Origin of the sequence: Enterococcus sp. AZ071 (genome assembly GCF_050499065.1) — a bacterium.
Classification (GTDB): Bacteria; Bacillota; Bacilli; order Lactobacillales; family Enterococcaceae; genus Enterococcus_A; species Enterococcus_A ferrettii.
Genome location: NZ_JBIPAS010000001.1, coordinates 1,121,491 through 1,143,376, shown reverse-complemented (window position 1 = coordinate 1,143,376; position 21,886 = coordinate 1,121,491). Strand labels below are relative to the sequence as shown.

The 21,886-nt window shown below is 37.7% G+C and carries 41 protein-coding genes and 1 tRNA gene; 40 read left to right on the top strand and 2 right to left on the bottom strand.

Annotated features, from left to right (window positions below):
* Nucleotides 1–101: 101 nt before the first annotated feature.
* Entirely contained in the window at nucleotides 102–626 is a 525-nt protein-coding gene (locus IGI49_RS05660) for a hypothetical protein (protein WP_429963738.1), read from the bottom strand.
* Between the two features lie 154 nt (nucleotides 627–780).
* Here IGI49_RS05660 and IGI49_RS05655 point away from each other — a divergent pair, with 154 nt between their 5' ends.
* The 29 genes from IGI49_RS05655 (at nucleotide 781) to IGI49_RS05515 (ending at nucleotide 13,373) form a co-directional block, all read left to right on the top strand.
* Nucleotides 781–981, top strand: a complete 201-nt coding sequence (locus tag IGI49_RS05655; protein ID WP_429963737.1) for a hypothetical protein — start codon at nucleotides 781–783, stop codon at nucleotides 979–981.
* 7 nt (nucleotides 982–988) lie between these two features.
* Entirely contained in the window at nucleotides 989–1,117 is a 129-nt protein-coding gene (locus tag IGI49_RS05650; RefSeq protein ID WP_429963736.1) for a hypothetical protein, read from the top strand.
* 50 nt (nucleotides 1,118–1,167) lie between these two features.
* Nucleotides 1,168–1,899, top strand: a complete 732-nt coding sequence (locus IGI49_RS05645) for an ERF family protein (RefSeq protein WP_429963735.1) — start codon at nucleotides 1,168–1,170, stop codon at nucleotides 1,897–1,899.
* On the top strand, nucleotides 1,896–2,870 hold the full coding sequence (locus IGI49_RS05640) for a DUF1351 domain-containing protein (protein ID WP_429963734.1): 975 nt from the start codon (nucleotides 1,896–1,898) through the stop codon (nucleotides 2,868–2,870). Before IGI49_RS05645 ends, IGI49_RS05640 begins: the two co-directional genes overlap by 4 nt.
* The gene (locus tag IGI49_RS05635; RefSeq protein WP_429963733.1) at nucleotides 2,867–3,508 is read left to right on the top strand and encodes a putative HNHc nuclease; all 642 of its coding nucleotides are present in this window, start codon (nucleotides 2,867–2,869) and stop codon (nucleotides 3,506–3,508) included. Before IGI49_RS05640 ends, IGI49_RS05635 begins: the two co-directional genes overlap by 4 nt.
* A 4-nt stretch (nucleotides 3,509–3,512) precedes the next feature.
* A complete protein-coding gene (locus IGI49_RS05630; RefSeq protein ID WP_429963732.1) occupies nucleotides 3,513–4,445 on the top strand; it encodes a phage replisome organizer N-terminal domain-containing protein in 933 nt (310 codons plus the stop codon).
* Complete coding sequence (ssb, locus tag IGI49_RS05625; RefSeq protein WP_429963731.1) at nucleotides 4,438–4,899, top strand: single-stranded DNA-binding protein; 462 nt, start codon at nucleotides 4,438–4,440, stop codon at nucleotides 4,897–4,899. The genes IGI49_RS05630 and ssb overlap by 8 nt, the downstream gene beginning before the upstream one ends.
* Before the next feature lie 9 nt (nucleotides 4,900–4,908).
* Nucleotides 4,909–5,388, top strand: a complete 480-nt coding sequence (locus tag IGI49_RS05620) for a hypothetical protein (protein ID WP_429963730.1) — start codon at nucleotides 4,909–4,911, stop codon at nucleotides 5,386–5,388.
* Nucleotides 5,389–5,468: 80 nt separating this feature from the next.
* Nucleotides 5,469–6,380 (top strand): tyrosine-type recombinase/integrase, encoded by a 912-nt coding sequence (locus IGI49_RS05615; protein ID WP_429963729.1) that lies wholly within the window; start codon nucleotides 5,469–5,471, stop codon nucleotides 6,378–6,380.
* A 43-nt stretch (nucleotides 6,381–6,423) separates the two neighbouring features.
* Complete coding sequence (locus IGI49_RS05610; protein WP_207702694.1) at nucleotides 6,424–6,723, top strand: hypothetical protein; 300 nt, start codon at nucleotides 6,424–6,426, stop codon at nucleotides 6,721–6,723.
* A 70-nt stretch (nucleotides 6,724–6,793) separates the two neighbouring features.
* The gene (locus tag IGI49_RS05605; protein ID WP_429963728.1) at nucleotides 6,794–7,012 is read left to right on the top strand and encodes a hypothetical protein; all 219 of its coding nucleotides are present in this window, start codon (nucleotides 6,794–6,796) and stop codon (nucleotides 7,010–7,012) included.
* Between the two features lie 31 nt (nucleotides 7,013–7,043).
* Nucleotides 7,044–7,241: a hypothetical protein gene (locus IGI49_RS05600; protein WP_429963727.1), complete on the top strand. Its 198-nt coding sequence runs from the start codon at nucleotides 7,044–7,046 to the stop codon at nucleotides 7,239–7,241.
* Between the two features lie 12 nt (nucleotides 7,242–7,253).
* Nucleotides 7,254–7,463, top strand: a complete 210-nt coding sequence (locus IGI49_RS05595) for a hypothetical protein (RefSeq protein ID WP_429963726.1) — start codon at nucleotides 7,254–7,256, stop codon at nucleotides 7,461–7,463.
* A gap of 25 nt (nucleotides 7,464–7,488) precedes the next feature.
* Nucleotides 7,489–7,692, top strand: coding sequence for a hypothetical protein (locus tag IGI49_RS05590; RefSeq protein WP_429963725.1), 204 nt, complete (start codon nucleotides 7,489–7,491; stop codon nucleotides 7,690–7,692).
* Between the two features lie 34 nt (nucleotides 7,693–7,726).
* Nucleotides 7,727–7,996, top strand: coding sequence for a hypothetical protein (locus IGI49_RS05585; protein ID WP_429963724.1), 270 nt, complete (start codon nucleotides 7,727–7,729; stop codon nucleotides 7,994–7,996).
* A gap of 36 nt (nucleotides 7,997–8,032) precedes the next feature.
* A complete protein-coding gene (locus IGI49_RS05580; RefSeq protein ID WP_429963723.1) occupies nucleotides 8,033–8,350 on the top strand; it encodes a hypothetical protein in 318 nt (105 codons plus the stop codon).
* Between the two features lie 27 nt (nucleotides 8,351–8,377).
* Entirely contained in the window at nucleotides 8,378–8,605 is a 228-nt protein-coding gene (locus tag IGI49_RS05575; RefSeq protein ID WP_429963722.1) for a hypothetical protein, read from the top strand.
* A 24-nt stretch (nucleotides 8,606–8,629) separates the two neighbouring features.
* Entirely contained in the window at nucleotides 8,630–8,959 is a 330-nt protein-coding gene (locus IGI49_RS05570) for a hypothetical protein (RefSeq protein ID WP_429963721.1), read from the top strand.
* Nucleotides 8,956–9,171, top strand: coding sequence for a hypothetical protein (locus IGI49_RS05565; RefSeq protein WP_429963720.1), 216 nt, complete (start codon nucleotides 8,956–8,958; stop codon nucleotides 9,169–9,171). Before IGI49_RS05570 ends, IGI49_RS05565 begins: the two co-directional genes overlap by 4 nt.
* Nucleotides 9,168–9,296, top strand: a complete 129-nt coding sequence (locus IGI49_RS05560) for a hypothetical protein (protein ID WP_429963719.1) — start codon at nucleotides 9,168–9,170, stop codon at nucleotides 9,294–9,296. Before IGI49_RS05565 ends, IGI49_RS05560 begins: the two co-directional genes overlap by 4 nt.
* Before the next feature lie 23 nt (nucleotides 9,297–9,319).
* Nucleotides 9,320–9,496: a hypothetical protein gene (locus IGI49_RS05555; protein WP_429963718.1), complete on the top strand. Its 177-nt coding sequence runs from the start codon at nucleotides 9,320–9,322 to the stop codon at nucleotides 9,494–9,496.
* A gap of 40 nt (nucleotides 9,497–9,536) precedes the next feature.
* Complete coding sequence (locus IGI49_RS05550) at nucleotides 9,537–9,983, top strand: hypothetical protein (protein WP_429963717.1); 447 nt, start codon at nucleotides 9,537–9,539, stop codon at nucleotides 9,981–9,983.
* Between the two features lie 11 nt (nucleotides 9,984–9,994).
* Nucleotides 9,995–10,297 carry a hypothetical protein gene (locus IGI49_RS05545; protein WP_429963716.1) on the top strand — a complete coding sequence of 101 codons (303 nt, stop codon included), beginning with the start codon at nucleotides 9,995–9,997 and terminating at the stop codon, nucleotides 10,295–10,297.
* A gap of 38 nt (nucleotides 10,298–10,335) precedes the next feature.
* Entirely contained in the window at nucleotides 10,336–10,911 is a 576-nt protein-coding gene (locus IGI49_RS05540) for a hypothetical protein (protein WP_429963715.1), read from the top strand.
* A gap of 470 nt (nucleotides 10,912–11,381) precedes the next feature.
* Nucleotides 11,382–11,454: transfer RNA gene (locus IGI49_RS05535), tRNA-Ile, on the top strand.
* 236 nt (nucleotides 11,455–11,690) lie between these two features.
* Nucleotides 11,691–12,380, top strand: coding sequence for a hypothetical protein (locus IGI49_RS05530; protein ID WP_429963714.1), 690 nt, complete (start codon nucleotides 11,691–11,693; stop codon nucleotides 12,378–12,380).
* A 69-nt stretch (nucleotides 12,381–12,449) separates the two neighbouring features.
* Entirely contained in the window at nucleotides 12,450–12,842 is a 393-nt protein-coding gene (locus IGI49_RS05525; protein ID WP_429963713.1) for a hypothetical protein, read from the top strand.
* A 5-nt stretch (nucleotides 12,843–12,847) separates the two neighbouring features.
* Nucleotides 12,848–13,162 carry an HNH endonuclease gene (locus tag IGI49_RS05520; protein ID WP_429963712.1) on the top strand — a complete coding sequence of 105 codons (315 nt, stop codon included), beginning with the start codon at nucleotides 12,848–12,850 and terminating at the stop codon, nucleotides 13,160–13,162.
* Nucleotides 13,146–13,373 carry a hypothetical protein gene (locus IGI49_RS05515; protein ID WP_429963711.1) on the top strand — a complete coding sequence of 76 codons (228 nt, stop codon included), beginning with the start codon at nucleotides 13,146–13,148 and terminating at the stop codon, nucleotides 13,371–13,373. Before IGI49_RS05520 ends, IGI49_RS05515 begins: the two co-directional genes overlap by 17 nt.
* A 91-nt stretch (nucleotides 13,374–13,464) precedes the next feature.
* Here the strand turns inward: IGI49_RS05515 and IGI49_RS05510 are convergent, their stop codons facing one another.
* Nucleotides 13,465–14,058, bottom strand: a complete 594-nt coding sequence (locus IGI49_RS05510) for a hypothetical protein (RefSeq protein ID WP_429963710.1) — start codon at nucleotides 14,056–14,058, stop codon at nucleotides 13,465–13,467.
* Nucleotides 14,059–14,111: 53 nt separating this feature from the next.
* Here IGI49_RS05510 and IGI49_RS05505 point away from each other — a divergent pair, with 53 nt between their 5' ends.
* The 11 genes from IGI49_RS05505 to IGI49_RS05455 are packed head-to-tail and all read left to right on the top strand — an operon-like array spanning nucleotide 14,112 to nucleotide 21,866.
* The gene (locus tag IGI49_RS05505; protein ID WP_429963709.1) at nucleotides 14,112–14,630 is read left to right on the top strand and encodes a phage terminase small subunit P27 family; all 519 of its coding nucleotides are present in this window, start codon (nucleotides 14,112–14,114) and stop codon (nucleotides 14,628–14,630) included.
* Nucleotides 14,621–16,414: a terminase large subunit gene (locus IGI49_RS05500; RefSeq protein WP_429963708.1), complete on the top strand. Its 1,794-nt coding sequence runs from the start codon at nucleotides 14,621–14,623 to the stop codon at nucleotides 16,412–16,414. The genes IGI49_RS05505 and IGI49_RS05500 overlap by 10 nt, the downstream gene beginning before the upstream one ends.
* Nucleotides 16,411–17,646 (top strand): phage portal protein, encoded by a 1,236-nt coding sequence (locus IGI49_RS05495; protein ID WP_429963707.1) that lies wholly within the window; start codon nucleotides 16,411–16,413, stop codon nucleotides 17,644–17,646. The genes IGI49_RS05500 and IGI49_RS05495 overlap by 4 nt, the downstream gene beginning before the upstream one ends.
* A gap of 33 nt (nucleotides 17,647–17,679) precedes the next feature.
* Nucleotides 17,680–18,411 (top strand): head maturation protease, ClpP-related, encoded by a 732-nt coding sequence (locus IGI49_RS05490; protein ID WP_429963706.1) that lies wholly within the window; start codon nucleotides 17,680–17,682, stop codon nucleotides 18,409–18,411.
* A 3-nt stretch (nucleotides 18,412–18,414) separates the two neighbouring features.
* On the top strand, nucleotides 18,415–19,581 hold the full coding sequence (locus IGI49_RS05485) for a phage major capsid protein (RefSeq protein ID WP_429963705.1): 1,167 nt from the start codon (nucleotides 18,415–18,417) through the stop codon (nucleotides 19,579–19,581).
* On the top strand, nucleotides 19,545–19,841 hold the full coding sequence (locus IGI49_RS05480) for an Ig-like domain-containing protein (RefSeq protein WP_429964969.1): 297 nt from the start codon (nucleotides 19,545–19,547) through the stop codon (nucleotides 19,839–19,841). Before IGI49_RS05485 ends, IGI49_RS05480 begins: the two co-directional genes overlap by 37 nt.
* 14 nt (nucleotides 19,842–19,855) lie before the next feature.
* The gene (locus tag IGI49_RS05475) at nucleotides 19,856–20,212 is read left to right on the top strand and encodes a head-tail connector protein (protein ID WP_429963704.1); all 357 of its coding nucleotides are present in this window, start codon (nucleotides 19,856–19,858) and stop codon (nucleotides 20,210–20,212) included.
* Nucleotides 20,202–20,537 (top strand): phage head closure protein, encoded by a 336-nt coding sequence (locus tag IGI49_RS05470; RefSeq protein ID WP_429963703.1) that lies wholly within the window; start codon nucleotides 20,202–20,204, stop codon nucleotides 20,535–20,537. The genes IGI49_RS05475 and IGI49_RS05470 overlap by 11 nt, the downstream gene beginning before the upstream one ends.
* The gene (locus tag IGI49_RS05465) at nucleotides 20,538–20,900 is read left to right on the top strand and encodes an HK97-gp10 family putative phage morphogenesis protein (RefSeq protein ID WP_429963702.1); all 363 of its coding nucleotides are present in this window, start codon (nucleotides 20,538–20,540) and stop codon (nucleotides 20,898–20,900) included.
* The gene (locus tag IGI49_RS05460; protein ID WP_429963701.1) at nucleotides 20,897–21,265 is read left to right on the top strand and encodes a hypothetical protein; all 369 of its coding nucleotides are present in this window, start codon (nucleotides 20,897–20,899) and stop codon (nucleotides 21,263–21,265) included. The genes IGI49_RS05465 and IGI49_RS05460 overlap by 4 nt, the downstream gene beginning before the upstream one ends.
* 16 nt (nucleotides 21,266–21,281) lie before the next feature.
* Nucleotides 21,282–21,866: a major tail protein gene (locus tag IGI49_RS05455; protein WP_429963700.1), complete on the top strand. Its 585-nt coding sequence runs from the start codon at nucleotides 21,282–21,284 to the stop codon at nucleotides 21,864–21,866.
* The last annotated feature ends 20 nt before the right edge of the window (nucleotides 21,867–21,886 follow it).

The window sequence follows — 21,886 nt, the reverse complement described above, 5'->3', positions numbered from 1 at the left end:
TTTATTTGGAACAGTAATTGTTTTAATGATTTCCATTCCAGTTATAGTAAATAACCATAAAAGACTTAAAAAAATGGAAAAGAAAAAGTAGCTCAAATGAACTACTTCATTGCTTTAATAATAGCTTGTGCAGACTGCTTTATAGCAGTTGCCTCTTTCGTATCGGTGCTTTTTTTTGATGTGTTCCACAATAAATGTGAATGCATATCAGTCTTAATTGAAGATGTTTCTTTGTATATTTTACCCTGTAGATCTGAGTATGTGATGGTTACATCAACCGTTTCTTTGTACTTAGGATCCATAAACGATGTTAATTTTTGTCCTGGAGCTAATGTTCCATTTATTAATGAGTTCATGTTGAATTTCTTATTACTAGAATCTAGTTCTCTACTAAAAGATAAATCAAGTATTTTAGCCGACGTTACTCCGAAATTCTTGATTACAAAGTACTTTGAAAAAGAAGAGATCTCTATTGTTTCAACATAAATTGACAAGTAAGGTCTGTTAGCATCTCTAATACTCTCTTCAGTCATTTTAATGGACTTCCGCGTTTGAAGAATTGCAACTACAGAAACGATTAGAGAAGTGATGATTGCGAATAATTGAATTAGGTCAGTAATTTCCATAAAGCACCCCTATCTTTTAATTCAAAAAGTTTGTTTCTGATATCAGTATTATACCAAAAATTGAGAGTAAATGATAAATCGAAAAATAGTATTTCGTCTTATGCATATCGAACATTAGATGAAATAATCCAAGACTTAGTAAGGAGTATGGAAAATGCGCAATGATTTCTACTATGTAATAAAGGTGCCTGCATCAGTTGCAAATGATATAGCTAGGCGTAGATCGAAAAAAACGATGCTGACAGGAGCAATGACAGCGACCTTTCTATTAGGCCAATGGCAAGCAGGAGTAGCCTTGTTTGCTATGTTAATTGTGGCGAATTTAGTTCAGAAAAATAAAGCAGATAGGAGGTAGTTGTTTGTTGACCAGAAAAGAAGCGTTGCGCTACGGAAAAATATGTGCTGACCGTTGGTGGAGACATAACAAGTCCACAATCTTAGCCAAGCAACATATAGAAGCAATGAAAAAAGCGACTTCCACCGCCAAGTAGTAAGTCGCAAACTCAAATAATTTTCTAAATTATACCACAGGAGGGATAAAATGTCAGACACAATCGAGAACCCTCAAAAGAATCTGATGACTAAACTTGTTGATATTACGTCAACAATTGATCGGATTCCAAAGAATGGGCACAATGACTTTCACCATTATGATTACGCACTAGAAAGCGATATTAAAGATGTTGTGAGAAAAGAAATGACTGAGAGAGGCCTTCAAATGATCCCAAACGAATTGAGTAGAACTATTACTCAAATTTCAGCGAAAAATGGGAGCCAGCAGTTAGTAAGTTTAGAAGTCGAATATACAATTTTTGATGCTGAAAGTGGCGAATCAGTGAAAATGAAAGGTTACGGTGACGGACAGGATTCAGGGGATAAAGCAGTCTATAAGGCTAAAACAGGAGCTTTAAAATACGCATTGACGAGTTTATTCATGATTCCGACTGGTGATGATCCAGAAACACCACTTCAACCGCCGAAAACAATCACTAAAGAACAATACGCTGTAATTGAAAGTTTAAGTGAAGAGGTAGCTGAACTTTCGAATTCGCAAGCTGGAAAAGTAATTGGAACTTTAAAAGTCGAATTGAAGATAACTAAAGCATTGAAAGAAATAAATGAAGATGAATTCGATAAAGCTTTGAAGCTCCTTCAAACATGGAAGAAACAGTTTGAAGAACGCCAAAAACAGGAAAGAAGAAAACAAGAATTAATGCAGCAAGAAGAAGGCTACGGAACTATTCAAAATATACCTTGGGGGCAAAAACAATGAAAAACGAATTAGCAGAAAAAGACATTAAATTTTCGGTGAATTATACTCCTTCAAAAATTTATATCGAAAACGAAAAACAATTAGACGAATTGATCAATGACGTTACAAAGCATTTTGAAGCTCAAATATTTTCAGACAGCAACATACCAGAAGCGAAAGATGCACGAGCGCAATTAAATAAATATATCAAAATCTTGGAAGATCGGCGCAAAGAAATAAAGAAAGATTTTAAACAGCCACTTGATGATTTCGAAAAAGTCATGAAGGGCTATGTTAATAGACTTGGAGTGTTATCAGAAAAGATCAATTTAAGTGTTAAAGATTACGAGGAAGAACAAAAAGCTATTCGCTTAGAAAAAATACAATGGGAAATGGCTAAACTTGCTGAACAATTCAACGTAGAGGCTAACGTGATCGAGGTTCATTCTAATTGGTTAACTAAAGCCTCCTTTACAGCAAAAGGCGAAGTACGACCGAAGGTTATTGATGAGATCAAGGATAAAATCAAAATTATTGCTATGAAGCGTGAACGAGTAGCGGCTGATAAAGCTACTATAACAGACTACGCGGAAATTGCCGGCTTAGATCCATATGTGTGGGCTAACATGATTGATCAAGGTTGGAGTGTAGCTGATATTCGAGAAAAGATAAAAGCATCTGTAGAGGAAAAACGGGTACGAATGCTTGAAGCAGAAAGAAAGCGTGCTGCAGAAGCGGAATATCAAGCTGCCATGAAAGAACTAGAACGTTCAAACGCAGTAGAGACAAATACAGGGGTGATTGATCCTGATACTGGAGAGATTATCGAGAATTCTGCAAGTACAAGCAATAATATGTCACATACAGAATCTTATGAGGAAAATCAAGAGCTTATCACCGCGACATTGCAACTTACTGGAACTGTCGAACAGATGCAAGCTTTAAATAATTATATTGTTGGGAGCGGGATTCGAGTGGTGCCAGTGGAATGATCGGCAAGATTATCTCTATGAATGGTAGATACCTAGAGATAGAACTAGAAGAAGCATTCAATCAAGAATATTTGAAGTTACTAGCAAATGGAGACGACAACTTTGTGAAAGTTATTGAGCTAGACAATCGTTCTATTTCTCCACAGCAGAATGCTCTTTCGCATGCTCTTATTTCAGATGTTGCTAAGTGGCAAGGTGAAGACCCCTACTGGAGTAAGCAAGATTTGAAGTATCTCTATTTTGGAAAAAGGGCTATCTGGTTCGAACACAGCAAAGCTACTAAGTCTGAGGCAAAGGAATGGATATCTTTTCTAATTGAGTTTGTCTTGGAGTGGAATGTTCCTATCCCAAAAATATATAGGTATTTGTTGCATGAAACCTCATGGTTTTATCACTGCTTAAAATATCGGAAATGTTGTATCTGCTTAGATCAAGCGGATGTGGCACATGTGGATGTTGTGGGTATGGGAAGAAATAGAAAGAAGATTAACCATTCGGATTTCCGGTTTATGGCTTTGTGTAGGTGTCATCACACAGAAGAACATACGATTGGAACCAGCAATTTTATGAAGAAGTACATGATTACACCACTGAAGCTGAATGATGAAGATAGAAAAAAACTGCGGATTGGAGGTTGATCCAGTGGCAGAGATCAGTTGGATAAAATTAAAAACAACTATGTTTGATGATGAGAAAATCAGGCTGATTCAAGCGGTACCCGAAGCTGATGCCATTCTCGTTATTTGGATTCGCTTGTTAGTTCTAGCGGGTAAAACTAATGATGAGGGTTTGATATATATTCAAAGAAATATGCCATACACAGAAGAGATGCTGTCGACTCTTTTTGGAAAGCCAGTGAACACCGTTAGACTCGCATTAACAACTCTAGGAAACTTCAACATGATTGATCTCAACGGTGATGGTAGCATAGCCATCACCAACTGGGAAAAGCATCAAAACATTGAAGGTATGGAAAAGGTGAGAGAGCAAAACCGTTTGAGAAAACAGAAACAGCGTGAAAAGAAAAAGCTATTAGGAGACGTCACAGGACAGTCACGTGACAGTCACGCAACAGATATAGATATAGATATAGATATAGATAAAGATATAAAAGATAGTCGTAAATCACGCAAGCGTGTTTACGGGGAGGATTCTCCATATCTCAATTTAGCACATTACCTTTATAAGAAAATCAATGAGGATGCAGCTAGTGAAGGGGATATGACAAAAAAACCAAATTTTCAAACATGGGCCGATGAAATTCGAAAAATGGTAGAACTAGATAAGCGTTCAATAGATAAGGTGAAACGAATGATTGATTGGTGTCAAAAGGACAGTTTTTGGAGCAGTAACATACTTTCAGCCGGCAAATTGAGAGCGCAGTATGACACAATGGCGAAAAAAGCGAATAGCAAGCCTCAGAGCTTTTCTAAGAGGTCGAATACCAGAGTGGAACAAATGCCCGCTCACATTGGTAAACAGCCTCAAAACGTCAATATATCATCTGAAAAACAAGCTGAGGTGGACAGAAAGCTAGCGGAATATTTAAGACAACAGGAGGAAGAAAATGATTAATAACGTGGTTTTAGTTGGGCGTCTTACAAAAGACCCCGATTTACGATATACGGCAACCGGTACAGCGACGGCAACTTTCACTTTGGCGGTGAATCGTAACTTTACCAACCAATCTGGCAATCGAGAAGCTGATTTTATCAATTGTGTGATCTGGCGGAAGTCAGCAGAAACATTAGCAAACTATGCCCGTAAAGGGACGTTGTTAGGTGTTACTGGACGCATTCAAACTCGAAACTATGAGAATCAGCAAGGTCAGCGGGTATATGTAACTGAGATAGTAGCGGATAACTTCCAGTTGCTTGAATCCCGATCGGCAAATGAGGAGCGGCAGCAAAATACCGCAACTGGTAACGGCAAACAGACACAGTACAACAATACTTCTGGTTATGGGAATAACGCCGATCCATTTAGTGGTAGCACTGTAGATATTTCTGATGACGATTTGCCGTTTTAGGAGGTCATTATGAAAACGAAGGAACAGAAGTGGGCTTGGAGAGAACTATTGAAACTGACCTATGACCCTAATTGGGACCAGATGCCTGAGAATGTTGAACGGCATCAAAAATTAATGGATATATTGCACATTAAAGAACAAGAACCTGTGGATCGAAACGAAAGAATTCAGCGATATCTGGACAAAAGGCCTGGTATGGAGAAAGACATTTTAACAATGCTAGAAGAAAAATGGAAATTAGCAGAGATGAAACGGATTTATCCCATTGATGGAAAAGTCTATGCTTACATCCGCAGAAAATACGGGCTTGAAAATTCAATAAAGATTCATGTTCCTGAAAGAAAAGTAGTACAAGAAACGTATAAAAAATTGGGGATGAAGGGTGCTGCAAATAAGTTTGGAATAGCTTCATCAACGATGCGAAGTTGGATGATTCATCATAACATTCCAAGAGATCAGCGAAAGGGCGGATGTAACAAATCGACATAAAAGAAAAGTTTATTAACAAAGTAGTTTCTGATCTAGAACAAGATTTTAGCGGCGATCAACTTAGAAAGTTGAAGATCACGATGACATTCAACCTATCCAAACTGCAGTTAGAAGAATCTCGGAATGAGGTTATCATATACGACCAAACGAGTGACATTGCAGCATATAAGGCTTTTTTCATTAGTTTAAAATTGCGTGGTTTGTCGGATCGCTCAATCCAACTCTACATGTACAACATTGATAAATTCAACCGATTCATTGCTAAACCATTTAAAGAGATTACAGCAAATGATATCCGTAGCTATATTGCACATCGGACTCTAGTTGATAAAGTCGCCAATTCAACTTTAGATCACGAAAGAGGAGTTGTCGTCAGATTCTTTTCTTGGCTGTTTGACGAGGAATACATCACCACCAATCCAGGCAAAAGAATCGAAAAAATAAAAGTGGAGAAAAGGCTGTTAGAGTCTTTCACTGTTGCTGAGGTTGAGTTTTTAAGAGATTCGTGTAGAGGTTTGAAACAAAAGATGGTACTTGAGATGCTGCTGAGTACTGCTTGTCGAGTTTCTGAATTGGTTACTTTAAGAATGGAGAACTATGATCGAGCAGGTGGAACAATATCCGTTATTGGTAAAGGAAACAAAGAGCGAATAGTTTTTATTCACGCTAGAGCCAAAATTTATATAGACGCTTATCTTGAAAAATTTCCTCATGATTATGGTCCGATCATTTGCGGAGGTGATGGGATTGGGTCAGAAATGAGTACTAGCGGAATACAAAAGATGATAAAAACCATTGCTGGCAGAGCTGGGGTTAAGGAAGCCTATCCACACAAATTCAGACGCACGACAGCCACCGATGCAAGTCACCGTGGCATGGCATTGAACGATGTCAGAGACCTATTAGGTCATTCCAGTGCCGAAACTACTTTGCTGTATATAGACTCAAGCAAAAATGATTTGAAGGCTAAACATGCCCAATTTGTAGGCTGATTTAGTTAAAACAAGGAAGAAAGTATGGAATGGAGGAAAAATAATGATTTATAAAGATTTTAGAAAGACAACAGGAAATTTTCCAAACGATGATAATGATGCAGCGGCGATTCTACCTTTGTATCAAGAAGGAAAAATGGTAAAAGGAATTGCTATTGGCGTAACTAAAGAGTGGCTTGATGATATTCTAATAGACCAACTACAGGAACTTGATCTGGATATGTATGTAGATGAATATCTAGATCAATTGGAAATGTCAGAGGAAAATGTGATGGAAATACTAGAATGGCTGGAAATACGTGTAGAAGGTACTCCATATCATATTATTTATGAAGTGTTTTAAAAGAGAATTATCCGAGTTAAACAGATTCGGTTAACGACCGATGAAGCAGAGAAAAAGGAGTGGATAAGTGGTGGATGAAAAAGAACAAGTCAGCTGGTTGATGAATAGCTATGTCACTAAACTGATTGCTGGGGAGACCGAAAAGACTGCCTTAGCAGTAACGATAAGTCAGTATTGTGATTCTGAACTATTCTCTAAAGATGTCGTTAAGGAATTTATGAGAAAAGCAATGGATCATGATATAGAGTCGTTTTGGAACGAGTATGACCAAGCTACCACTGAAGGATAGTCTGATCAAGACCGAAAGAATGGAGAATCTTATGGGAAGAAAAAGAAAAAATAGATATAGATTGACAATCGGCGGAACAAAACTTGAACTTTCGCTACTCAAAGAGTTTTGTGATACAGCAACAGATTCCACGATCGTAAGAGAAATGCTAATACACTTTAGATTTTGGAATGTTCTTGAAGCGTTTGACGATGGAAAACTCGATTATACATTAAAGCAACTAAGATAAGGAGGCAGGCAAATGTGGCTCTTGATAAAAACAAAATTTCATAACAAACAAAGACACATGTTGTTCCAGTATAGAGAAGATGCTGAGGAATATTTGATGAGTCAAGGCGCTAAGAGAAAAGGCCGAGGAGATCATTTTGTCGCCATTGAAGTATTTATAGATGGAGATTGGACCAGTGAAACACCAGTGCATTATGATTTGGAGTTTTTAAAGATACGCTAACTAGTACAAGAAAGAAGGAAAAGAAATGATTATTAGTGAAAATGAATATAACGATTTAGTAGCAGTAGAAGGCATGCATCAAGATGATGTAGCGATGTTTATTGATCAAAATGAGACGCTTGAAGGCTTAGTCTCCGATTTAAAGGACTACTTCAAATTGGATGATGCTTACTATGCCGAACGGGCAGCACTAAAAGCAATGGTCGAAGAAGCCAAGGGCGAAGCATAGATCAATTAACCAAGGATAGAAAGGAGCTTGTGCGTTGAAGGATGGTAAGCAAGACGATCAACTATATTACATTAAATTCACAAAGGGACATCTCGTTTATATCAAGAAAAATGGAAGGCGATACAAAACCACATTTTCGAAATTTTATGATAGTTATGATCCAAAAGCAGACTTCAATCTACATGACCTTGTTGAGCTGCTTCCGATTGATCCTAAATATGAAGCAGCAATGGATAAAAAAGAGCTAGAACTTGCAATTTATAAAGAAAATAATGTTGATCCATATCAAATGGAACTATTTTAACCACCAGTAGTATGGAGAAAGAGAGGTAATTATTCTATGGATGATCAGTATGAAGATAAAATCCATGATTTGTTGCTCCAACAAGAGCCAGTAGATGGCTATTATTTTGTAGGTGATTGGGAGATTACAGATAAGCCTGAATGGTGTGGGGAGCCTAATAGTGATCCTATTCTTGTAGATGAAACATTAAGTAAACGATCGTATTCGGATTTTCATACAGTTGATGCACTATATTCTAGTTTCAAAGGTCGTGCCGCACAGGAAATATTGGGTACTGGCAAGTTTGTAGTTTTCACAGGCTCACTTAGAAGTGATCTTGGCGAGTTTTGGGAGCTAACTGCAAGCTTGATGTAGCTACATTTGTGAAAGGAAGAATAGATTATGCATGATAAAGAGCGAAATGAACTTGTAAACAAGATTTCCAGCAAAATACATGATGAGGTTGATAAAGGATTGTCCGAAGTGTCCGCTGATTTACATTTCAGCAATCAGTCTAATGGAGTTACTGGGGCTAACGGATTTCGCTTTGGGCCTGATGAAATGTCAGATTATATAAGCGAATTAATGAATGATGTGGCTAATAATTTAATTGGTCAGATAGTCCACTAACTCAGCATAGAAAGGAATGAAAATATGAACCGAAAAGAAGAACTCAAAAATTACGTTGTAAATTGCGTTGTACGAAATAATCTTGAACCGAATGAATTATTGAGACGAATAAGCCTCTTGTCAGATGATCCAAAACTTAATGACCACCAGCAAGCAGTTTTTGGGTGGCTTATAGATTGCTATAAGGAAAGTGAAGATCCTGTAACAGCAGTCAGTGATCTTTACGATGAAACTAGACCTTGCGATTTTTGGAAGTCATGCTTAGAGGCTGCATTCAAAACTTTAGATAATAAGCAGCAATTTGAAGTCCTAGCTGTGTTCGCATCTTGGGGATTATCGGAGGTGTCGGGATGAGTAGTATAAGAGCAAAAATCTATTTAAAAAGCGGTGGAGATACGGCCATAACCGTCTATGATACAACCTTAGATGAACAAATGAAAAAATATTCTGATGCTCTAAATGGAGAAAGAGACAGCAAGGTTGTGAACCATATAGGTCCCAAGTCTATTCAAATTGTTCCGACTGACAATGTAGCAATGATTGAGCTAAAAGAGGTCGCGGAATGAAAAAGTATTTTCGAGAGCTGTCTTTTGCGATGGTAAAGCTCTTCAAAGAAGTGATTGAGTTTATAAAGTATTGCAGCAAAGACTTGGAATCTGAGGGGAAAACATGGAAAGACTATTTCCACTAACCGACGCTTGAAAGGAGAAGTGTATGAACAAAATTAAGATTGCAGCAGAGGATATCGCATTTATTATTGATGGGATTATCTATGGTGAAGGAGGAGGGTTCGAAGATATGACACAAGAAGAGTGTGACGCTTTAGAATCTTTTGCAAGACAACTGCGAGAATCGAAAAAAGATTTCGTGATTATGATTAACAATATTTAGGTAACGACGACGCTAAAAGAAACATAGGAAGTGACGACTCATGCAGGCGATATTTAAATTATACAGAGAAGGGTTTAGCCAGTCAGTTGAGGTGGGAGAACTCTTTGACTATAAAGATGAAGGTTATGTGTTGACCCACATTCTTGAGATGAAAAGATTGTATAGCAAGTCCTCACGAATCGAAGTTGAAGGTATTGCTCAAAAGATCGGCAGCCAGTCAGACTATTCAAAATATGAACCAGTTAGTGTTTTTGAACGTAAATACATTAAGTGCGAATTTACAAATGAAAATCCACTGTACAGAATCGGTGATCCTTTTGTATATAAGGGTGTCTGCGGACAAGTTGAGTGTATTGAATCAATCCGCTATGAGTTCGTGGACATGGTGATTAAATACCGCGCAAGATTATTTCGACCATGGAGCAAAGCTGAGATGGATCAAGCTGTTAAGAATTATAGGATGTCTAAGTTCAAGGTAATAGGTTAGGAGATGCAATTATGGCAAACAAGATAAAGGTGGTCACTAAGGATCAAGATGTGATCGTCTTTAATAACCAACAAGAGGTAGCTGACCATTTAGGTGTTACGAAACAGGCTGTCGCGAAAGCGATGAAGTTAAACAATTATTGTCAAGGAGCTCAGTTAACACTTATCTACAAAAGTCATAGACACTCTGGAGATAAAGCCAAGAACCTGATAGTTGATGGCAGACTGATAGGAACTTATGGAAGTAGAGAAATCAAATACGGCAATATTTTTGTCAAAGGATTTAAGCCGATTGATAAAGAAGAAAACAAATAGGATAAGTCCACTAACGTCGGCTTGAAAGGAGATCAGAGGTGAACAAACAGCAACTCTTAATTAAATGGCAGAAACCAAATATTATACCGTTACCTTATAAGCATCCGAATAATTATGATTCTTATGGTCAGGGATATGTAATGGCGGTTCTAGATTTGCTAGAGGATGTCAAAAAATTATGTGAGGTAGGGGATGAAACATTGGCAAGAAATGATTATTTAATGAATGAGCTAGATCGTAAATTCGCTCATTATTATGAATACAACAAAGAGATCGCAATACGAAAAGAAGAAATGAAGATGCGGGAAGCCGATGAGAACATCGGTGGAGGCAAAAGCAACATAATGAGTAACCCGATTGAAAGCCAGGTTATAAAGGAACTGTCAGACCCGTATATCGCTAACAGGGAGCTCTGGAAAAAAGCGATTAGAGAAACACTAGAAAACCAAAGTAAAGAGATTCGGAACCTTATGGAGAAGAAATACTGGGGAGAAGATAGCTGGATGGATTGGGTTAGTTTTGGGAAGAAACATGGCTACGCTCAAAAGTCTATCTACAGATTACGCCAGAAAGTGTTGCTTGATTTTGGTCGTAGAATTGGCGAAATAAATTAAAATGACACAAAAACGTGTAGTTTTGTCACTGTCAACCCCTATATAATTGTACTATCGGAAGTTTTAAATTAACCCACTTCGCAATTCGACCAACTAAAAAATCTGTCTGTTTTGACTACACTTAACAAACAACCGAATTAGCTTAGTGGGTTTATTGGCAGCACAAAATAAATCTAAGGAGATGAGACATTCCTTTCTTTTTATTTCGACACGTGCTGCCTGTTTTGTCGCTGTGGCGGAAAGGGTAGACGCTTATGGGAATTATAAATCTAACTACTCCATTGCCCTAAAAAGTATCTTGTTTACGAGAGGCGAGTTAATTTTGAAAATGTTAGATATGCAAGGTTCGATTCCTTGTCAGTGACTTAACGCATTTGAAACATTAGGTTGATCCCGCATACTAGTTAAGACGGGCGTAATGTGATTGAGCTGATAACTCAAACCACCCTAGTCGTATTCTCTGTAAGTCGTGACGTGTAGCTCAGTTGGTAGAGCGGCGGACTAATAATCCGCAGGTCGCTGGTTCAATTCCGGCCGCGTCAATAGCAACCAAGCATTCCCATCTGCCAGGCATGCGTTAACAATGGGTTCCAGAATGGAATAGGTTGCACAATACATACAAGATCGCTCAGGCGGTCTTTTTATTTTGGAGGGGTCTATTCATGGAAGGTATCAAACAAAAGCTCCAAAGAAAACAATTATTGTGTTTGAAGCTGGCACTTAGAATTTTTCTATTTTCTTCGCCGCAAAAATGATATTATTTTTTAGAGGTGATTAATTTGAAAAATGTATTTAAACGAATTGGGTTAAGCTTAATTTGGGTGAGTCTGGCCGGAGTTATGATATGGAGAGGAGACTATAACCTAGCGTTATTCGGTTTAATTGCTACGATGCTATTTCTAATTTGGGTAGTTGATATGAAATCCATTACAAGCTTGTCTTTGGATTGGAACAAGAAAAAAATTGAAATGAAAAAAATGTATGAAGAAACTAAAAAAACAGCTAATGAAGTAGAAGTGAGTGCAAAAACTTTTAATCAGACGATAACAGCTTTTATGCGGTTCAACTTGACAGATCTTCAAACTCAAGGAACATCATTTAATCAGATGCCGTGGCAGGAAGCTGCGAAGTTTGTAACAGAGGCTATGGAATTAAAAAAGGTTTTGCATTCAGCTGATATTGAACTGATGGTTTTATTAGAGCAAAGTGCTGCCAAAATTCTTGAATTATTTATGATGGATGCCTATGACTTTTTTCCAAACGGCATTGAAGACTTAAAATTAATCGAAGAGGTTATGTCTTGCGGAATCAGTTATGGTGAAGACGGTCATGTGATATTTGATAGAAATAGTCTTGCTGTAGATTTTGAAGGATTAAAAAATTTATCAACTAAAGTTACAGATGGAAAACAACTGCAGTGGAAAAAAGGTGTTGACGAATTGGAAGATTTTTATAAACAAAATTTTTAAGAGTCTGTCATAAGAATGAGATCGCTTAGGCGGTCTTTTTATTTTGTCTTGAAAGAGAGGTGAGAAAGAATGAATAGAATGCGATTCAATCGAAAAAGAAATATACCAGATAACTATCAGGAGGCTTTATCTCTATTACGAGTAAGAGAAATATCAGAAGAATTAAAGAATCTACCTAAAGGGTCAATAATATTATCGAAAAAAGAGGCAAAAGAGTATCTATCCCAAGAATCAAATATACTTGAAATCAAACTAAAAGATACTGACTCAGTCCCTGAAGTCTATTACAAAGGTCAGAGGTTGGATAAGTTTCCTTGTGGTTTAGTTGATATTACATATCATTGGAAGACTACTGGATTTACTGAGGAAGATATTGGAGCGAACGATATAGCAATCGAATACTACTCTTCTCCTGATGTTAAGTACCCAAATAAGGTAACTATCATGCATAAGCGAGGTTGATAACAATGGTCGAAGCTAGACAACGCGACGAAATAGATAAATTATACAAAACAAAGCGATGGCAACAAGTGAGGTCAATCGTAATTAGTAGAGACTATGGGTTATGCCAAGAATGCTTAAGACGAGAAACAGTAACCAAGGGCAACATAGTCCATCACAAGATAGAGGCAAGAGAAGACTTGTCATTGTTCTGGGATGTTGGCAACCTTGAAGTATCCTGCGCTGCTTGTCACAACCGCGACCATCCAGAAAGATCAGGAGGAAAGAAGAAGCGGAAGAACAAGAGAGAGGTGGTGAAGTTCTATGCAACAAAAGAATAGTAGCACTCAGCTTGAGTGGTTAGACAATGCTATATCAGTCCTAGAAGGCATTAGAAGTAATGCCGCAGATGGCCAAGCCATGATTGAACAGGCTGATATTGATAATAAAAACTATTTACCAAACACTGACGGATCAGAGGAGGTCAGAGTTATTATTGACATTACCTATCTATCGTTTAATTCAGATCAGCAGCTAGAAAGTGGGGACTAAAGACTACCCCCCTACCAAAAATAATAGCAAAGTGGAGGCTGGGAAGAACGGTGTCGTCCTCCCTTCACAGAATTACCGCTTTTCAATATTTTTAAAGGGTGGAAAATAAACTGGTTAAGTTAAAAATTTTATCAGTAATATTAACTTTGTTTTTAGTGTTAATTAATATCATATGAAAATCTGAGACAGATTCCACTTGATGTGATAAATCAATCAGGCTTTCCATTGTTCTGTATATGCTAGTTTCAATTTGTTCTTTGTCGCTAACAAGATTGAGGATGATAGCATCTTCATAACAGATCTTGCCTTTTTTATAGTCAACTAACACTAAAGTGGGATAAGTGTCTTTGTATTTAAATGCCGGGATTACGTCCTTTATCTCTTCTTTTACACGGAGGAAAGCGTTGATGTCGAATTGTAGGTCTTTAGGAAGACCGTCTACCTCAACAGATATTAAGGACATTTTATCTCTATCATCCTTGTTATAATATGCACCATATCCAGCCCAAAATATATCGAAGTCTTTACCAGAAAACTCGTTCCAGTATTGGTAATTATCTTTGACAAATTGTGCATTTAAAGAATGAGGGCGAGCGAACATTATCCCAAACATTTTTGATGAACGTTTGTCTTCATATAGCTTTAGATGCTCTTGCATTGATTTTGTGTCTTTTATGGGAATCATTGATAAACCACTCCTTTTTAAATTTTATTCTAACATATAAAGAAGGTGAAAGAATGCCACAGCCAGCAAAAAGTGCCAAGCTGCAATTGTTGCAAAAAAATCCAAATAAGAAAAATACTGATGATTTAAAACGTCGAGCGGAAGCTGAAGAAAATATGAGGATGAAAACGGATGAAATCCGTGCACCATCTTGGCTTGATAGGCAGGGGAAAGAAGTCTTTGAATTCATCATGAAAGAGCTGCTCTCGGTTGATCTGATTTCTAATCCAGACATCTATGTAATGTCAATGTATTGTGATTGGTACTCGCAATATGTGAAGCTGAACAAACAATACAAAAAAATGCAGCGTGAGTATAAAAAGGAATACCAAATTAAGAAGAGGATTGCCGAGGAAAACGACGAACCTTTTTTTGATTCTCCTGAAATGTATGGAAATCCATTGATTAAGCAATTGGATACATGTTCAAAGAATTTACGTGCTTTTGGTAGTGATTTAGGACTTTCACCTTCTTCAAGAGCAAAATTAGCGATAAAAATTGCTAATGAAGGGAACGATGATGAATGGAGCTAATGTCATTATCGTACAGTGAACTTCAGAAATGGTGGACTGATTATAGGGAAAAACAAGCTTCATGGGGAGGGATTCTACTCAATCCATACCCAGAACTTTTAACTACTTGGTATGCTGAACGTTTAGTTGATGAACTAATTCCAGCGAGTAAAGAAAATATTAAAGCTGCTAAACGTCATTTGATGGACTTAGAAAGACAAGGGACTGAAGAATTTCCCTGGATATTTGACGAGGGAAAAGGTCATAGGCCGATCCGATTTATTGAAGATAATTGCAAACCAACCGAAGGGGACTTTGATCAGTTTGTTTTGCAACCCTGGCAGCACTTTGTAATCGGATCGATTTTCGGATGGGTTCATAAAGATACTGGCATTCGTCGATTTCGAGAAGCGCTAACTTTTGTAGGACGTAAAAACGGAAAAACCTCATTAATTAGTGGGTTATCTGCCTATATGTTGGGGTATGATAACGAACAAGGGGCAAACGTTTATGTCTTAGCAAATGCTAAAGATCAGGCATCTATTCTATTCGATAAGACAAAAGAAATGGTTAAACAATCTCCAAGATTGGAAAAAAAGTACAAACCTCAGCGATCTGTTATAAAGGACGAATCTACTTTTTCGAAAATGGAGGCTAGGGCTTCAGATAGTAAAAAATTGGATGGGTTAAATACGCATTTTGCAATATTTGATGAGATTCACGAGTTCATTGATTTCAAGTTAATAAATGTCATCAAAAAATCACGGGGGACCAGACGGCAGCCGCTAATAACTTATATCACCACAGCAGGATATGTACTTGATGGCCCATTAATGCAATATTTCGACAATGCTTTGGACTGTTTAAATCATCTTGAAGACATGCTTGACGAGCGTGTCTTTTATTTTATTGCAAAATTAGATGATGTATCAGAAGCAGATGATCCTAGAAATTGGATTAAAGCTAATCCAAATATAGGTTTAATGTCATTTGTTGACTTAGTAACAGACTGGAAAATTGAACGCAATAGTCCTCAAGAAAGGGCTGACTGGATTACTAAACAGTTCAATCTTTTTTCTGATATCGATGAGCTTTCCTTTTTGGATATGCAGACTATCAATAAGAACAATAAAGAAATTGATTGGAAATCAATGAAAGATCAGGAATGCGTAGCTGGCTATGACTTATCAGAAACACAGGACTATACTTCTGCGAATCTGGAATTTCCTATTTATGAAACTGGCGAAATTGCTGTTTTAGAACATAGCTGGGTATCACAAGAGAGGTACAACAACGACAATAACAAACAACGGTTAGATGCATGGATAAAGGCCGGCGATTTGTCGGTTACACCAGGAAACTACGTCGATTATCAACATGTTTTTGAATGGTTTGTCGATCGTTCAAAAGAATACAAAATTTTGAAAGTAAGATACGACAGAAGGAATAGCTTAATTTTAAATCAGCAAATGATTGATTACGGTTTTGTAATGGAAGAAGCTATTCAAGGCTTTACTACATTGGGAGGACCAATGAAAGACTTGAAAGAGCGGTTTTTAGACGGAAAAGTGATTTATAACCAACAAAAGATATTCCGCTGGTATCTATCTAACGTTAGACTCGTTCAAGACAGGAACAACAACTGGATGCCAACCAAACAATCTAAAAACCGTAAAATAGATGGTTTTGCGGCTTTGCTGAATAGCCACGTTAGTGTAGTTGAGATGTTTGCAAGCAGGTCAAAACAAACTGCGAATGTTGGATTTATCAGTATCAGAGAAATGATGAAGGGAGGGAAGAAATGAACTTAATTCAAAGAGCAATAAATAAGGTAACTCCAAACTTCATCAAACAAACAATCATTAAGGATTATCAAACTAATAGCGATTTTAGTCAATGGTTTGGGAAAACATTTTTTGGAATTGAAAATTCGACGCTAGAAACAAATGAAAATATTTTTTCAATAGTTTCGAGACTAAGCAATACTCTTTCAAGTTTGCCGTTCAAGAAGTATTTAAACTATGATCAGCAGTTTGATGAAGGAATGGATAGACTGGTTTACTATCCAAATAAAAGTCAAACCTTAGATCAAGTAATTAATGTTTTAGAGGTAAGTCGGAATACAAATGGTAATGGATATGCTCTAATCATCAGAGACATAAGACTTCAGATTGAAATGCTTGTCCCTTTTAATCCAAATTATGTTGAACCAGTGCTTGAACAAGATACGAATGAGCTTTGGTATAGAGTCAGTAATGATGGTAAAACATTTTTTTTTCATAACACAGATGTTATCCATGTTAGACACATTGCAGGTAACGGCAATTGGAAAGGTATAAGTCCGATTCAAGTTTTGAAAAACTCGAATGATTTTGACAAAGCAGTTCGAGAATTTTCACTCAAAGAAATGCAATCGCTAAGAGATTCATTCATCTTGACGTATACAAGTAACGTTGATAAAGAAAAAAGAGCGGCTGTTGTACAGGATTTCAAGAGATTCTATGAAGAAAATGGAGGGGTTCTGTTTCAAGAACCAGGTGTGACAATTGACGAGATGGAGCGAAATTTTGTCGCAACAGATATGAAGATTACTGAAGGAATTACAAGAGATCGAATAGCCAACGTCTTCAATGTCCCTAGTATTTTCCTTAACTCTGATAGTAGTAGTTTCTCATCAAACGAACAACTGATGCAATTGTTTGTAAATATGACTCTGACTCCGATCGTTAAACAGTACGAAAGAGAGTTTAATAAAAAAATCCTTCGGAAAGAAGAGAGAATCAAAGGCTATTACTTCAAATTCAATATGATGGGCCTCTTGCGGGGCGATAGCGATGCTCGGCAGAAGTTTTATCATGGAGGAATTCGCGATGGGTGGATGGCGCCAGATGAAGCACGGATGCTCGAAGAAATGCCGCCACGCGGTGGGAAAGCGTCTGAATTGTGGATCTCGGGCGATATGTATCCGCAAGATATGGACCCAACACTTAGAAAATCGAATAAAGCAGGTACTCAAGACGTAATCAAAAATGATTAGGTCTTTTTATTTTGTCCTGAAAGGAGGGTTGAGATGAAAAAATTTTGGGAAGTTAAACAATCGGCAAATAAGTCAGAAGCCGAGATTTATATTTTTGGAGAGATTGTTTCTAACAAATGGGACGATACTGACACAACAGCAGCAAGTTTTCAAAAAGATTTGAAAGCAGTAGGCGACGTTCAAACGATCAATTTACACGTTAATAGTCCGGGTGGAAGTGTTTTCGAGGGGATCGCAATCGGGAACATGTTGAAACAGCATAAAGCGCAAGTAATCGCTCATGTTGATGCGTTAGCGGCTTCTATCGCTAGTGTAATCGTTGCTAGCTGCGACAAGGTTGTAATGCCTGAAAACACTATGCTTATGATTCATAACCCGTGGTCTTTTGTAGTTGGGAATTCTAAAGACTTACGAAAACAAGCCGACGATTTAGACAAAATAGCGGAGTCGTCTGTGATTACTTATCTTGCAAAAGGTGGCGAAAAATTGAACGAAGAAAAGATAAAACAGATTATGGATGAAGAAACTTGGTTATCCGCTACAGACGCTTACGAAATCGGGCTATGTGATGAAGTTACTCAATCCAATCAAATTGCTGCATGTGCAAGTGACAAGTTGTTTCAGGCTTATAAGAATGTTCCCGATGAATTAAAGCGAATAGAGCAGAAGTCAAATGTAAACGAAATAACCGAAGAACGAAGAAAGATGGCTGAACAAAGTCAGCAAAATTTAAAACTATTACAACAAAAATTGGAGGAACTATAAAATATGAAAACATTATTTGAATTGAAACAAGGCTTGCAAACTATCGGAGATCAGTTAGCGAAAACGGAATCTCAAATTACGGAAACTGCGCTTGATCCCAAAGCGAAGACAGAGGATTTGAACGACTTGAACGCAGCGAAAGCAACTTTGCAACAACGTTTTGATATGCTTCAAAAGCAACATGACGAAATGGAAGCAGATCAACGAGCGAAGTTAGAAAAAGGTAATTTTACTACTACTGAAGACCCTAAGCAAAAAGTAATTGATGCTAAAGCAGCTTTAATTAGAGCTACTATGCAGAAAAAAGCAGTATCAGACGAAGTAATGCAAACAATCAATTCTACTTACGACGGAAACATTTTTCAAGCATTGGTGGATAACGCCACCACAGGTGGAGATAAATTTATACCTAAAAACACAGGAACTAACGTTATTGCTGAACCTCCAGCAACTAACAAATTGAGAGGTCTTTCAACAATTACTAATATTCCTAATTTGGAATTGCCTAAAGTATCGTTCACGCTTGATGATGATGATTTTATCGAAGATGGAGAAACAGCAAAAGAATTGGAAGCGAAAGGAAGCACCGTATCTTTCGGACGCCACAAATTTAAAGTTTTTACTGATCTGTCTGAAACTGTTGTGAATGGAACGAATACCGATTTAGTATCTACCGTTGAAGCTAACCTTCAAGGAGGCGTTGCATTTAAAGAAAAGAAAGTAGCTTTTGCAACTACAGCTAAAACCGGCGAAGAACATATGAGCTTTTATGATAAAACAGAAGTGAAAATTAAAGAAGTAACTGGTTCGTCTTTGTTTGAAGCGATTATTAATGCTGCTGGAGATTTAGAAGATAACTACGAAGAAAATGCTCATGTGGTAATGCGAAGAACTGATTACTTGTCGATGATCAAAGAGTTAGCAAATGGCGCTGAATCTTTATTCGGAAAGAAGCCTGAAGAGGTATTGGGCTACCCAGTCACATTCATCGATAAAGCTGTGATTCCAATCGTAGGAGATTTTTCTTTTTCACAATTCAATTATGATTTGAATGCTCTTTATGAACAGGATAAAAACATCAAAACAGGCATGCACTCTTTTGTTGTTACTGCTTGGTTGGATCACCAAATCAAATTATCGTCCGCTTTCCGTTTGGCAAAAAAAGCGTAGCCCCAACACCAGTAACAGGGGTTACGTTGAATAAAACGTCAACCTCTATAGCGGTGGGGGCGAACGAAACGCTAGTACCTACAGTTGCACCAGAAGACGCGGCAAATAAAAATATCTCATTTAGTTCCAGCGATACGTCAATTGCAACAGTAACACCGAAAACTGGGAAGGTAATCGGTGTTGCGCCAGGAGTAGCAACGATTACTGTTACAACTGAAGATGGTGGTAAAACTGCAACTTGTGAAGTAACAGTATCCTAAAGGAGGGTTAATTAATGCTTGACCCTACAGAAGAAAAAGATTTAAAAGAGCTTAAATCGGCTCTTAAAATCGAATATGACGATGATGACACAGAAGTCAGGAGAGCTTGTTTCGCTGCAATTGCATATATCAAGGGGGCTATCGGTAAAGACAAGCCCTCTTTTTATGAACAATCTAACGAAATCGGTGAACTGTTAAACCTTTCAGTAATTATGTTGGCAGATCACTATTACAAAGCTCGTTCGGCTACTGTTGAATCGACAACCGCTAATGGAACGTTACGTGAATACGATTTAGGATTCACTTCTATCTTGCTGCAATTGAAAGCAGAATATCTCGTTTATAAAGAGGTTGATCAGGATGGCAATTAGTAGAACAGGTAAACTAAATAAACGGTTAACGTTTGAACAGAGAAATGGACATACAGCCGGAGTAAACGGACAACAGGTTCCCAAATGGGAGTCTGTTTTTTCTTGCTGGTTTGCAAATAAGCAAAAATTTGTAAAAGAACTCAAAAATGAAATTGGAACAGTCTTTGAAAATACGCGGACAATAGTTATTCGTCAAAAGCAACAGCAAGAGGTACAGAGTGATTGGCGGATAGTCATTGATAAGCAGCCCTTTGAAATCATCGAAATGAATCCAGATGTAGAAAATGAGGACTTTCAAGTATTGATCATAAAGAAGGTGGATTAAATGGGTGTAGAAGTAGACTGGGGCGACCTGGAAAAGAATATTTCTAAAACAATTGCCGATGTCGACGTAAAAATCAGACGTAAAGCAGGTAAAACTGCAGGCCACATGCTTGGCAAACGCTTAGAAGCAAATACTCCAGTTGACAGCCATGGACTAGAAATAGCAACCACTGTAGGCCCTGTTCAAGAAAACGGCGATGTTTTAGTGGGCTATGGGCGCGGTGCTTATTGGCGAGCGCATTTTGTCAACATGGGAACGGAACACCAACCTGGGCAACACTTCATTGAAAAAACTGTCGAAACAGAAGTACAAGAAGTGATGCAGGAATATATGAACGAATTGAAATCGGGGTTAGGACTATGAATCCAATCGTAGAACTGACAACCGGAATCTTACCGACTATATTTCCTGATGCGAACATCTTTGCGTACAGACTTCAAGATGATTATCAAAAGTTAACCAAGCTACCAATTATCAAGGTTGAGAATGTAAATGAATCAAATGCAGGCTATGGCTCAAATCGGTATTCCAGTAGGAATTACCAGATTCAAGTCATGGCCTTTTTAGATATTCAAAAACAGGATATTGAACAGTTTAATGACCAATTGGATCGTGGGGTTGAAAAACACGGGTTCTTTCTTCAATACGCTGATGATCGTCCACATGAAGAATTTAAGCACATTCAGGTCATAACAAGACAATATAGCCATTCAAAAATTAAAGACTAAGAAAGAAGGAAAAACAATGACATTAGTAGGATTTAAGCAAGCAACGATTCAAATTTTAGATGAAGACTTAAAGCCGGTTACTGGTAAAAAATACGTAATCAAAGGCGAAACAAACAAAGGGGCAACAAGTGGGTTTGAAATTACTGGTTTATCCCCAGAAGCAGTAAAAGTATATGGCTCCAACAGTCCATATTACGTATCGCAGCAAGGAACAGGGGAAGTAGACGCTGCTTTTAGTGCGCTTGATTTACCTAGCAAAATCGAACATGAGGTTTTAGGCCGAACTGCTGATTCTAACGGAGTATTCCATGTAGGAGAAGAAACGGTCGCTCCGTATTGCGCTGTTTTATTCGAGTCAGCTGATTTGCGAGGTCAAAAGATTGGAACAGGCCTGTATGCAGGGAAATTTAGTCGGGACGCAATTTCTGCTGAAACGTTAAATGGTGATTCGTATGAGCCAGAGGCGGATGAATACAAATTTACACCAATCTCTAAGACGATTGATGGAAAAAATCAAACCGTCGGTTTTGCAGACACGGACAGTTCATTTACTGCCCTAGAAACTGAATTGTTTGGTGCAACATCTGGAGGACAAGGTTAGTCGAAAGACTAGCCTTTTTT

Coding starts and splice junctions, on each gene's coding strand:
- IGI49_RS05505 (WP_429963709.1), top strand. CDS start 14,112: ATGCCACAGCCAGCAAAAAGTGCCAAGCTGCAATTGTTGCAAAAAAAT.
- IGI49_RS05510 (WP_429963710.1), bottom strand. CDS start 14,058: ATGATTCCCATAAAAGACACAAAATCAATGCAAGAGCATCTAAAGCTA.
- IGI49_RS05520 (WP_429963712.1), top strand. CDS start 12,848: ATGGTCGAAGCTAGACAACGCGACGAAATAGATAAATTATACAAAACA.
- IGI49_RS05485 (WP_429963705.1), top strand. CDS start 18,415: ATGAAAACATTATTTGAATTGAAACAAGGCTTGCAAACTATCGGAGAT.
- IGI49_RS05615 (WP_429963729.1), top strand. CDS start 5,469: ATGACATTCAACCTATCCAAACTGCAGTTAGAAGAATCTCGGAATGAG.
- IGI49_RS05655 (WP_429963737.1), top strand. CDS start 781: ATGCGCAATGATTTCTACTATGTAATAAAGGTGCCTGCATCAGTTGCA.
- IGI49_RS05490 (WP_429963706.1), top strand. CDS start 17,680: ATGAAAAAATTTTGGGAAGTTAAACAATCGGCAAATAAGTCAGAAGCC.
- IGI49_RS05455 (WP_429963700.1), top strand. CDS start 21,282: ATGACATTAGTAGGATTTAAGCAAGCAACGATTCAAATTTTAGATGAA.
- IGI49_RS05465 (WP_429963702.1), top strand. CDS start 20,538: ATGGGTGTAGAAGTAGACTGGGGCGACCTGGAAAAGAATATTTCTAAA.
- IGI49_RS05640 (WP_429963734.1), top strand. CDS start 1,896: ATGAAAAACGAATTAGCAGAAAAAGACATTAAATTTTCGGTGAATTAT.
- IGI49_RS05565 (WP_429963720.1), top strand. CDS start 8,956: ATGAGTAGTATAAGAGCAAAAATCTATTTAAAAAGCGGTGGAGATACG.
- IGI49_RS05635 (WP_429963733.1), top strand. CDS start 2,867: ATGATCGGCAAGATTATCTCTATGAATGGTAGATACCTAGAGATAGAA.
- IGI49_RS05525 (WP_429963713.1), top strand. CDS start 12,450: ATGAATAGAATGCGATTCAATCGAAAAAGAAATATACCAGATAACTAT.
- IGI49_RS05550 (WP_429963717.1), top strand. CDS start 9,537: ATGCAGGCGATATTTAAATTATACAGAGAAGGGTTTAGCCAGTCAGTT.
- IGI49_RS05610 (WP_207702694.1), top strand. CDS start 6,424: ATGATTTATAAAGATTTTAGAAAGACAACAGGAAATTTTCCAAACGAT.
- IGI49_RS05545 (WP_429963716.1), top strand. CDS start 9,995: ATGGCAAACAAGATAAAGGTGGTCACTAAGGATCAAGATGTGATCGTC.
- IGI49_RS05470 (WP_429963703.1), top strand. CDS start 20,202: ATGGCAATTAGTAGAACAGGTAAACTAAATAAACGGTTAACGTTTGAA.
- IGI49_RS05575 (WP_429963722.1), top strand. CDS start 8,378: ATGCATGATAAAGAGCGAAATGAACTTGTAAACAAGATTTCCAGCAAA.
- IGI49_RS05475 (WP_429963704.1), top strand. CDS start 19,856: ATGCTTGACCCTACAGAAGAAAAAGATTTAAAAGAGCTTAAATCGGCT.
- IGI49_RS05570 (WP_429963721.1), top strand. CDS start 8,630: ATGAACCGAAAAGAAGAACTCAAAAATTACGTTGTAAATTGCGTTGTA.
- IGI49_RS05560 (WP_429963719.1), top strand. CDS start 9,168: ATGAAAAAGTATTTTCGAGAGCTGTCTTTTGCGATGGTAAAGCTCTTC.
- IGI49_RS05590 (WP_429963725.1), top strand. CDS start 7,489: ATGATTATTAGTGAAAATGAATATAACGATTTAGTAGCAGTAGAAGGC.
- IGI49_RS05495 (WP_429963707.1), top strand. CDS start 16,411: ATGAACTTAATTCAAAGAGCAATAAATAAGGTAACTCCAAACTTCATC.
- IGI49_RS05595 (WP_429963726.1), top strand. CDS start 7,254: ATGTGGCTCTTGATAAAAACAAAATTTCATAACAAACAAAGACACATG.
- ssb (WP_429963731.1), top strand. CDS start 4,438: ATGATTAATAACGTGGTTTTAGTTGGGCGTCTTACAAAAGACCCCGAT.
- IGI49_RS05620 (WP_429963730.1), top strand. CDS start 4,909: ATGAAAACGAAGGAACAGAAGTGGGCTTGGAGAGAACTATTGAAACTG.
- IGI49_RS05580 (WP_429963723.1), top strand. CDS start 8,033: ATGGATGATCAGTATGAAGATAAAATCCATGATTTGTTGCTCCAACAA.
- IGI49_RS05460 (WP_429963701.1), top strand. CDS start 20,897: ATGAATCCAATCGTAGAACTGACAACCGGAATCTTACCGACTATATTT.
- IGI49_RS05600 (WP_429963727.1), top strand. CDS start 7,044: ATGGGAAGAAAAAGAAAAAATAGATATAGATTGACAATCGGCGGAACA.
- IGI49_RS05500 (WP_429963708.1), top strand. CDS start 14,621: ATGGAGCTAATGTCATTATCGTACAGTGAACTTCAGAAATGGTGGACT.
- IGI49_RS05660 (WP_429963738.1), bottom strand. CDS start 626: ATGGAAATTACTGACCTAATTCAATTATTCGCAATCATCACTTCTCTA.
- IGI49_RS05515 (WP_429963711.1), top strand. CDS start 13,146: ATGCAACAAAAGAATAGTAGCACTCAGCTTGAGTGGTTAGACAATGCT.
- IGI49_RS05645 (WP_429963735.1), top strand. CDS start 1,168: ATGTCAGACACAATCGAGAACCCTCAAAAGAATCTGATGACTAAACTT.
- IGI49_RS05555 (WP_429963718.1), top strand. CDS start 9,320: ATGAACAAAATTAAGATTGCAGCAGAGGATATCGCATTTATTATTGAT.